Raw genomic sequence first — 7,137 nt, 5'->3', positions numbered from 1 at the left:
GCTGCGGCTCGTCGGGCTGGCCGAGGTGGCGGTGGCCGCCGCGCTGCTGGCGCCCCCGCTCCATCCGCTGGACGGGGCCGCCGCGGCGCTGCTGTCGGCCGGTTTCCTCGGCTATCTCGCCTACGCCTCCGTCGCCGCGCCCACCACGTCGTGCGGCTGCCTCGGCACCCACTCCCAGCCCGTGGACGTACGCGCCTTCGCCCGCGCGGCCTTCCTGCTGGTGGCCTCCGTCGTGGCTCTGCTGGCGTCGTCGGCGGCGGCGGCGCCCGTTCCCGCCGTGGTCGTGGTGGAAGCGGTGCTGCTGATGGCGCTCTCGTCGGAGTTGGACCGCCACTGGCTCACGCCGCTGCGCGCCCACCTCGTACGCGTGCGCCGCCCGCTGGCCGCCCCGCCGTCCGCGCGGGTCCCGCTGGAGACCTCCCTGCACCTGCTCCGCCGCAGCCCCGCGTTCTGCTCGGCCTCCGACCAGCTCACCTCCGACGTCCAGGAGACGTGGGACGAGGAGGGCCTGCGGTTCGTCGTCTACGGGGCCAGCGGGCGCACGGCGATCTTCGCCGTGCCCCTGACCGGCGACGACCCGGAAGCCGTCCGGGTGGCTCTGGTGGACGCCTAGGGAACGCACCCCGTACCGGGGGGTGCTCGCCGTCCTCGGCCGGGTCACATGGTGGCGCGGGCCGCCGCCCGGCTGCTGGCGATCAGCTCGTGGTGCCGGACGACCTCGGCGATGACGAAGTTCAGGAACCGTTCGGCGAAGACGGGGTCGAGCTTGGACTCCTCGGCCAGGGCGCGCAGGCGGCGGATCTGCGCCGCCTCCCGCTCCGGATCCGCGGGGGGAAGCTCGTGCTCGGCCTTCAGCCGGCCGACCTCTTTGGTGCACTTGAACCGCTCCGCCAGGAGGTGGACGAGCGCGGCGTCGAGATTGTCGATGCTGTCACGGAGGCGTTGCAGCTCACTGTGTACGAACATTTCCTGATCAGTCTGATCTTCTACCGCTTTCTCCATGCAAACATCCCCTTTCACACCCAGAAGGGGAAATTTTACCCAGTTCGGCCCGCCGCCATCAGACCCGCGAAGGCACACCCCGCCACACCCAAGGACTTCACTAATCAAGTTTGACCAATCGGCTGGGGCGAGACTACTCTGATTGAGCGGTAGTCAAATTTGATCAGACTGGGAGGCCAGCATGCTGGTGACGCCGTACCTCATGGTTCACAGTGCCAAGCAGTTCGTCGACTTCGCCTCACACGTCTTCGGCGCCCAGGCGGAGAACGTCATGCCGCTCGAAGGCGACGCCGAGCGGGTCGTGCACGGGCAGGTGCGGATCGGCCGCAGCACGCTCTACTTCGCCGACGCCGGGATCGACGGTGGGCAGTGCCTGCCGCCGTACCGGCCGGGCGAGGACCCTTCGCACGTCCAGATGCACGTCACGCTGCCGGACCCCGCCGCCGCGTACGCCGCCGCCGTCGCCCGGGGCGCCACCCCTGTCATGGAGGTGACCCCGCAGGGCGACGGGACGGAGATGTGCGGATGGGTCGATCCGTTCGGCACGCTCTGGTGGGTCGTCTCGGACCCGGCTCCGGCCGCCGACCGCACTCCATGAGCCGGCGCGTCAGCGGCGGCGGGCGGCGCAACGCTCGGCCGTTTCCGCACAGCGGGCCCGGGTAGCGGGGCCGCGAGGGCCAGAGCCGCGCGAAGGACCCCTGGAGGAATCGTGAACCACGATGAATTCATTGCGAAGGTACAGGCACGCGCGCACCTCCGAGGCCGTGAGCAGGCAGAGCGGGCGTGCCGGGCGACGCTGGAGACGCTCGGCGAGCGCATTCCCGAAGGGCTCGCCGAGCACGTCGCCGCCCAGTTGCCGCACGAGATCGCGGAGAACCTCCGGCGCACCGAGGTCATGGGCGGCCTGGGCAGCGGGGAGCACTTCGGACGTGAGGAGTTCGTCCAGCGGGTCGCCAGACGGGCCGGGGTCGGCAAACCGCAGGCCACGTACCTGGCGCGGGTGGTGCTGGAGGTCACCGGCGAGGCGACGCAGGGCCACGTCATGGAGAAGGTCTGCGACAGCCTGCCCCAGGACCTGCGCCCGTTCGTGACCGCGGGCAGCCGGGGACACCTCTGAGATCCAGCGTCGAGACTCGGGCCGAGATTCAGGCGCCCAGGTCCCGGACGATGTTGTCCAGCCGGTGGGCCAGCGCGTCGAGCGTCTGGTCCGTCGGGGCGGCGTCGGGGAGCTGGGCCAGCAACTCGTCACGCCGGGCGATGACCAGGCCCTTGTGCGCCTCGTCCACCTCGGAGGCGGGCAGCACGACGCAGTCGCCCCTGACGAACACGAGCGTGGCGTCCGGGGCCCGGGAGTTCAGCAACTGGCGGACGCATTCCCTGTCTATCAACGACATCGCGGACATGGGCGACTCCTCCAATGATGGGCTGACATGGGCTCCAGCAGGGCGCTTACCCTGTCACCCGACGTGAAACCTCAGCCGAACGTCGGCGGGCCACCGTCCGAGCGGGACCGCCGTACGCCGAAGGCCACCAGGTAGACGGCGGCGGCCACGGCCAGCAGGGCGGGCGGGATGGCCAGCGGCGGCAGGCCGACCAGCACCGCCAGCACGGCCAGCACCACCCCGGCGAGCAGCAGCAGGGCGGCGGCCAGCAGGCGCAGGCCCAGCCGGTTCGAGGGCGGCGGCGACTGCGGCCACTGCCCGTGACCGGCGCCGTGGACGTGCGGCACGCCGGTGTCGCTCACGTCGCCGTCGTCCCGAGGGGGTGGCTCGCGCAGCACCGGGGCGAAGAACTCGTCGTCGGGGTCGCCGGGGTCGTCAGGTCGCCTGTCCATCGCACCCACCTCGTCATTCACCTCGTCGTTGGCCTTGTCGTTCAGGTCGCCGTTCAGGTCGCCGTTCGCCTCGTCGTTCAGGTCGCCGTTCAGGTCGCCGGTTCGTTGGTCGGGGTGTCGCGCCGGTCATCCGGCCCACTCGTCCCGCCAGCCGGGGCGCAGGTGGTAGCCGGTCGCCAGCCGCCGCACCGTCGTACAGGGTGAGCCGGACGAGCACTCCTGGCAGTCGCGCCCGTGCTCGGCCAGCAGCGCCAACTCGGCCTGGCAGCGCGCGACGACGTCGGCGGGGTCGTGCAGGGCGATGTGGATGGCCTCGACCGGCTGCAGCACGTCGTCGTGGTGGAAGCCGATCGCCTCGACCCCGCGCTCCCCGTCGATCTCCAGCCGGTTGCCGTCACCTGCGGGGACGTATCGCCAGGCGCGGCCCCCGGCCGTCTCGGCGGTGGCCTTGTCCGCCTCGATCTGCGTACGCAGCCACTCCGGCATCGGGCTCTCCGTACGCACTCCGTCCAGCTCCCGCAGGAACGGGGTGACCACGGCGTTCAGCTCCGCCACCAGCGTTTCGAGCGCGGCCTGCGCGTCGTCGAGGTTGGGCAGCCCGCTCGCCCGCGCGTGCGTCGGCGTGGGCAGGCGCTCGACGCCGAGAGGCACCCGCAGTTCCAGCGTGGACAGCGCGGTCGGCCGTTCGTACGGCGGCGCGGTGTACGTCCCGTCGCCCCCGTCCTGGCGCTGCCAGCCCGCCCACCCTTCCGGCAGCTTCACCGGCGCGGGCGTGGCCAGCTCGACCACCGCCATCAGGCCCGGCGCCTGCTCCGGCCGGTGGCAGGTGGCGTCCAGCACGCGGGGGTGACGGCGTACGTAGGGCGAGTCGGCCACCGGGCGGGTGGCCACCTCCCAGGCGGCCAGCGCGAAGTGCCGCGGGTCCAGCGTGACTCCCGCCACGGCCGGCTCCCCCTCCGAGGCCGCGAACGCATGCCGCCACCTGCGCAACTGCTCGCCGTAGCGCTCCTGGGTGCCCCCGTGTGCGGCGTCGATCCAGAACGCCTGCGTTCCGGTGCCGGCCATGGTCTTCCCCCGACTCGCTCGATGTCGTCCGTCGGTGCCCCTCTGCCCCGTGTCCGTCGGCTGTCACGTCCCCGACCCCACGTCTGACCTGCGGAAACACCACTCCTCGCCATCACGTGTTGCAGCCGGACGGTCACTGACAGTGAACGTAAGGTGAGGTCAGAGGCCCCAGTTGGCCCCGCAGCTAGCGAGAGGAGCGAGCATGCCGCAGGAACCGAGAATCGACGTCGAGACCAGGGCCCGAGGAATCGAGAACAGCCTGACCGCCGAACAGGTCGAGCACATCGCCGAGGCGCTCGGCCAGCAGGGTGTGTGGTTCGCCGCACCGCCGGAGCGCTCGGGCCAGGCCCGCAGGCCCGAGCTGGTCTGGGACCTGGTGGGCGATCGGCCGCACCAGGGCTACACCGCCACCGGCCGGGCGGCCGTGCACCTGGCCGACGGCCATGACACGCTGACCAGGCCGCTGATCCTGGCCGACGGCTTCAACCACGGGCCGAGCGATCTGGACGCGCTGTGGCGGCACTTTAACCAGCCGTACCACAAGGGCGTGCCCGGCTTCCTCGACCAGCTCAGGGGGATGGGCATCGACGTCGTACTGCTGGGCTTCGACCAGCGGCACGCCGCCATCCAGGCCAACGCGGCCGTGGCGGTCACCTGCGTCCAGCACGCGATCGCGGAGCGCAGGGGCGACGACCAGCTCGTCGTCGGCGGGGTCAGCATGGGCGGCATCGTCACCAGGTACGCCCTGGCCCTCATGGAGAGCGAGCGCATCGACCACCAGACCGACAAGTACTTCTCGTACGACAGCCCGCACCTGGGCGCCTGGATCCCGCTGGCGCTCCAGCAGCTCGCCTACCTGCACGAGGCGCTGGCCCCGCGTTCCGACGGGCCGGGGCAGGCCGAGCTGATCCGCAGCCCGGCCGCGCAGCAGCTCCTGTGGGGCTGGGTCGACGACGCCGACTACTCGGGTCCGGTGACGAGTTCGAGCCCGCTGCGCCAGGAGTTCCTGGAGGACCTGCGCAGGGTGGGCTGGTTCCCGATGCGGCCGTACAAGCTGGGTCTGGCCAACGGGACCGGCAACGGCATCGGGCCCGACCTGCCGCCCGGCACGCCGGTCATCGACCTGCGGCACGAGGCGCTGCAGCTCACCGCCCGGATCCAGCCCGACCTGGGCGAGCTGCAGAACGTCGGCGCCATCAGCATCGGCGCCCCGGTGTGGACGAGCGCCACCTCGCACGTGGCGGCGTTCGACGGGGCGCCCGGCGGCACGCTCGACTCGTGGGGCCGCCTGGCCGACGCGGTGGGGCTGCCGATCCAGGACCGGTTCAGGAGCAGTTGCTTCGTGCCCTCGGTCAGCGCGATCGCCCTGGCCAGAGACCCGTTCGAGTGGCAGGCGGACCTGTACCAGGACCTCAGTGGCCTGCCGAAGGACGAGACGTTCCTGGACGCCTTCTGCTGTGACGCCGTCGACACGGAGCACAGCAGCGTGTCCGGGCCGCTGATCGAGTGGTTCCTGGAGCAGCTCGCCGGTTGGTGACCGGCCGGGGAAGCGGGTGCCGGCTCGTCGCGTGGCGAGCCGGCACCCGTCGTGTCAGCGGGCGCTCCGGTGCACGCACAGGAGCTGGTCGCGGGTGGCGTTCCGGTCGCGGTAGGCGATGACGGCCGGCCCCTCGGCACTGTAATGCTCGGGCAGCCGCTGGTCGGTGGTCCAGCCGGAGCCGTTGAAGCTGGACGACCACAGGCCCTGGCCGTCGGCGTCGCGGTGCACGCAGTAGAGGCGGTCCTGGTAGACGGTCAGGGCCGGGCCCTCGGCGGCGTGGTGGGCGGGCAGCCGCTGGTCGGGGCTCCACTTCGCGCCGTCCCAGCGGGTCCACCACAGCGCGGTGTCGTCGCCCGCGCCGCGGTGCACGCAGTAGAGGTGGCCCCGGTAGACGGCCAGCGCCGGGTTCGACCGGCTGGCGTGGCCGGGCAGCCGCTGGTCGGGGCTCCACTTGGCGCCGTCCCAGTGCGTCCACCACAGGGACGAGTCGTCGCCCGCGCCACGGTGCACGCAGTGGAGCTGCCCGTCGTACGCCGCCAGCGCCGGAGCCGCCGCGCTGAAGTGCTGCGGCAGCCGCTCGTCGGCGGTCCAGGCCGAGCCGTCCCAGCGGGCCCACCACAGGGACGCGTCGCCGTCCGCGCCACGGTGCACGCAGTAGAGCCGCCCGTCGTACGCCGCCAGCGCCGGCCCCGCGTCGCTGAAGTGCTGCGGGAACCGGCGGTCCTCGCTCCAGCCCTCCTCGGCGTCGTAGGCCGTCCACCACAGGCTCGCGTCGCCCGTGTCGCCCCGGTGGGCCAGGAAGAGGCGGTCCTGGAACACGGCCAGGGCGGGCTTCGACACGGCGAAGTGGCCGACGAACCGCTGCTCCCTGCTCCAGCCGTCGCCCGGCTCGTGCACGGCCCACTGCAGGCTCGCGCCACCCGTACGCCGGCCGTCCTGCCTGGCCGGTACGAGCATCCCGGGCGCGCTCCACGGCGAGACCAGCTTCACCCCGTACGGACGGGCGGTCGAGGCGATCCAGCCCGCCTTGGCGCGCACCGAGCGCTCGACGACCGGGGCCGGCCAGGACCCCAGCACCGTGCCCGCGATCTCCCCGACGAGCTGCGGGATCTCGGCGGCCAGCAACGCGGCCGACTCGTTGAGGTGCACCTCGTAGCCCCACCACCGGGCCACCGGCCAGACGTCGGCGCCCATCGTACGCAGCTCGTGCTGGAGGCGCCGCACCCGCTCCTGGGCCTCGGCGGCGAGCCCGGCGATCTGCCGCTCGCTCTCCCGCCTGGCCTCGACCGCCTCGCGAGCAGGGGCGTCCTCCAGCAGCTCGGTCTCGACGGCCGCGTCGACGGCGGCCGAGGCCACGGGGTCGTCCTGGGCGTGCAGCAGCGCCGCCTCACCACCGAGCACCGACTCCCCCACAGCGTCGTCCGCTGTGTCATCCGCTGTGTCGTCAACCGTGTCGTCCACTGTGTCGAGCCTCGTTTTGTCGGCCCGGGTCTCATCACTCATTTCCAGCCCCCTTGGAGCGATAGCTACGCCAACTTCGCCATCGTAACCAGGAGTAGTGATTCGATTACTCTAGGGCGGTATTGCTCACGGTAAAGCCGGGCCGCCCCCGTTTGTACGCCACCGGACGCCGCGTACGGGCCGATCTTCACCAGTACGCTCTCCGCATACCCCCCACGATCTCCCGGGAAGGCGC

At 72.1% G+C, this 7,137-nt stretch carries 9 protein-coding genes; 4 read left to right on the top strand and 5 right to left on the bottom strand.

Going from position 1 to position 7,137, the window contains the following annotated elements:
• The coding region (locus ABD844_RS35575; protein ID WP_344887833.1) for a MauE/DoxX family redox-associated membrane protein at positions 1–613 on the top strand (613 nt) is incomplete at its 5' end.
• A gap of 44 nt (positions 614–657) precedes the next feature.
• Here ABD844_RS35575 and ABD844_RS35570 read toward each other — a convergent pair.
• Positions 658–966, bottom strand: a complete 309-nt coding sequence (locus ABD844_RS35570) for a chorismate mutase (RefSeq protein WP_344887830.1) — start codon at positions 964–966, stop codon at positions 658–660.
• 217 nt (positions 967–1,183) lie between these two features.
• On the opposite strand from ABD844_RS35570, the gene ABD844_RS35565 reads away from it, so the two are divergent.
• On the top strand, positions 1,184–1,600 hold the full coding sequence (locus ABD844_RS35565; RefSeq protein ID WP_344887827.1) for a VOC family protein: 417 nt from the start codon (positions 1,184–1,186) through the stop codon (positions 1,598–1,600).
• A gap of 111 nt (positions 1,601–1,711) precedes the next feature.
• A complete protein-coding gene (locus tag ABD844_RS35560; RefSeq protein WP_344887824.1) occupies positions 1,712–2,119 on the top strand; it encodes a DUF2267 domain-containing protein in 408 nt (135 codons plus the stop codon).
• A 28-nt stretch (positions 2,120–2,147) separates the two neighbouring features.
• On the opposite strand, the gene ABD844_RS35555 is transcribed toward ABD844_RS35560, so the two are convergent.
• From ABD844_RS35555 to ABD844_RS35545, 3 genes are all read right to left on the bottom strand, one after another.
• Positions 2,148–2,405, bottom strand: coding sequence for a hypothetical protein (locus ABD844_RS35555; protein WP_344887821.1), 258 nt, complete (start codon positions 2,403–2,405; stop codon positions 2,148–2,150).
• A 71-nt stretch (positions 2,406–2,476) separates the two neighbouring features.
• Positions 2,477–2,836, bottom strand: coding sequence for a hypothetical protein (locus tag ABD844_RS35550; protein WP_344887818.1), 360 nt, complete (start codon positions 2,834–2,836; stop codon positions 2,477–2,479).
• A 126-nt stretch (positions 2,837–2,962) separates the two neighbouring features.
• Positions 2,963–3,901: a DUF6221 family protein gene (locus ABD844_RS35545; RefSeq protein WP_344887815.1), complete on the bottom strand. Its 939-nt coding sequence runs from the start codon at positions 3,899–3,901 to the stop codon at positions 2,963–2,965.
• A 202-nt stretch (positions 3,902–4,103) separates the two neighbouring features.
• Between ABD844_RS35545 and ABD844_RS35540 the strand changes: the two genes are divergently transcribed.
• On the top strand, positions 4,104–5,438 hold the full coding sequence (locus ABD844_RS35540; protein ID WP_344887812.1) for a hypothetical protein: 1,335 nt from the start codon (positions 4,104–4,106) through the stop codon (positions 5,436–5,438).
• A 54-nt stretch (positions 5,439–5,492) separates the two neighbouring features.
• On the opposite strand, the gene ABD844_RS35535 is transcribed toward ABD844_RS35540, so the two are convergent.
• On the bottom strand, positions 5,493–6,944 hold the full coding sequence (locus ABD844_RS35535; protein ID WP_344887809.1) for a PLL family lectin: 1,452 nt from the start codon (positions 6,942–6,944) through the stop codon (positions 5,493–5,495).
• Positions 6,945–7,137 lie beyond the last annotated feature (193 nt).

Origin of the sequence: Nonomuraea antimicrobica, from assembly GCF_039536965.1 — a bacterium.
GTDB lineage: Bacteria > Actinomycetota > Actinomycetes > Streptosporangiales > Streptosporangiaceae > Nonomuraea > Nonomuraea antimicrobica.
The sequence above is the reverse complement of the archived record's forward strand: the minus strand, read 5'-3'. Positions and strand labels throughout refer to the sequence as shown.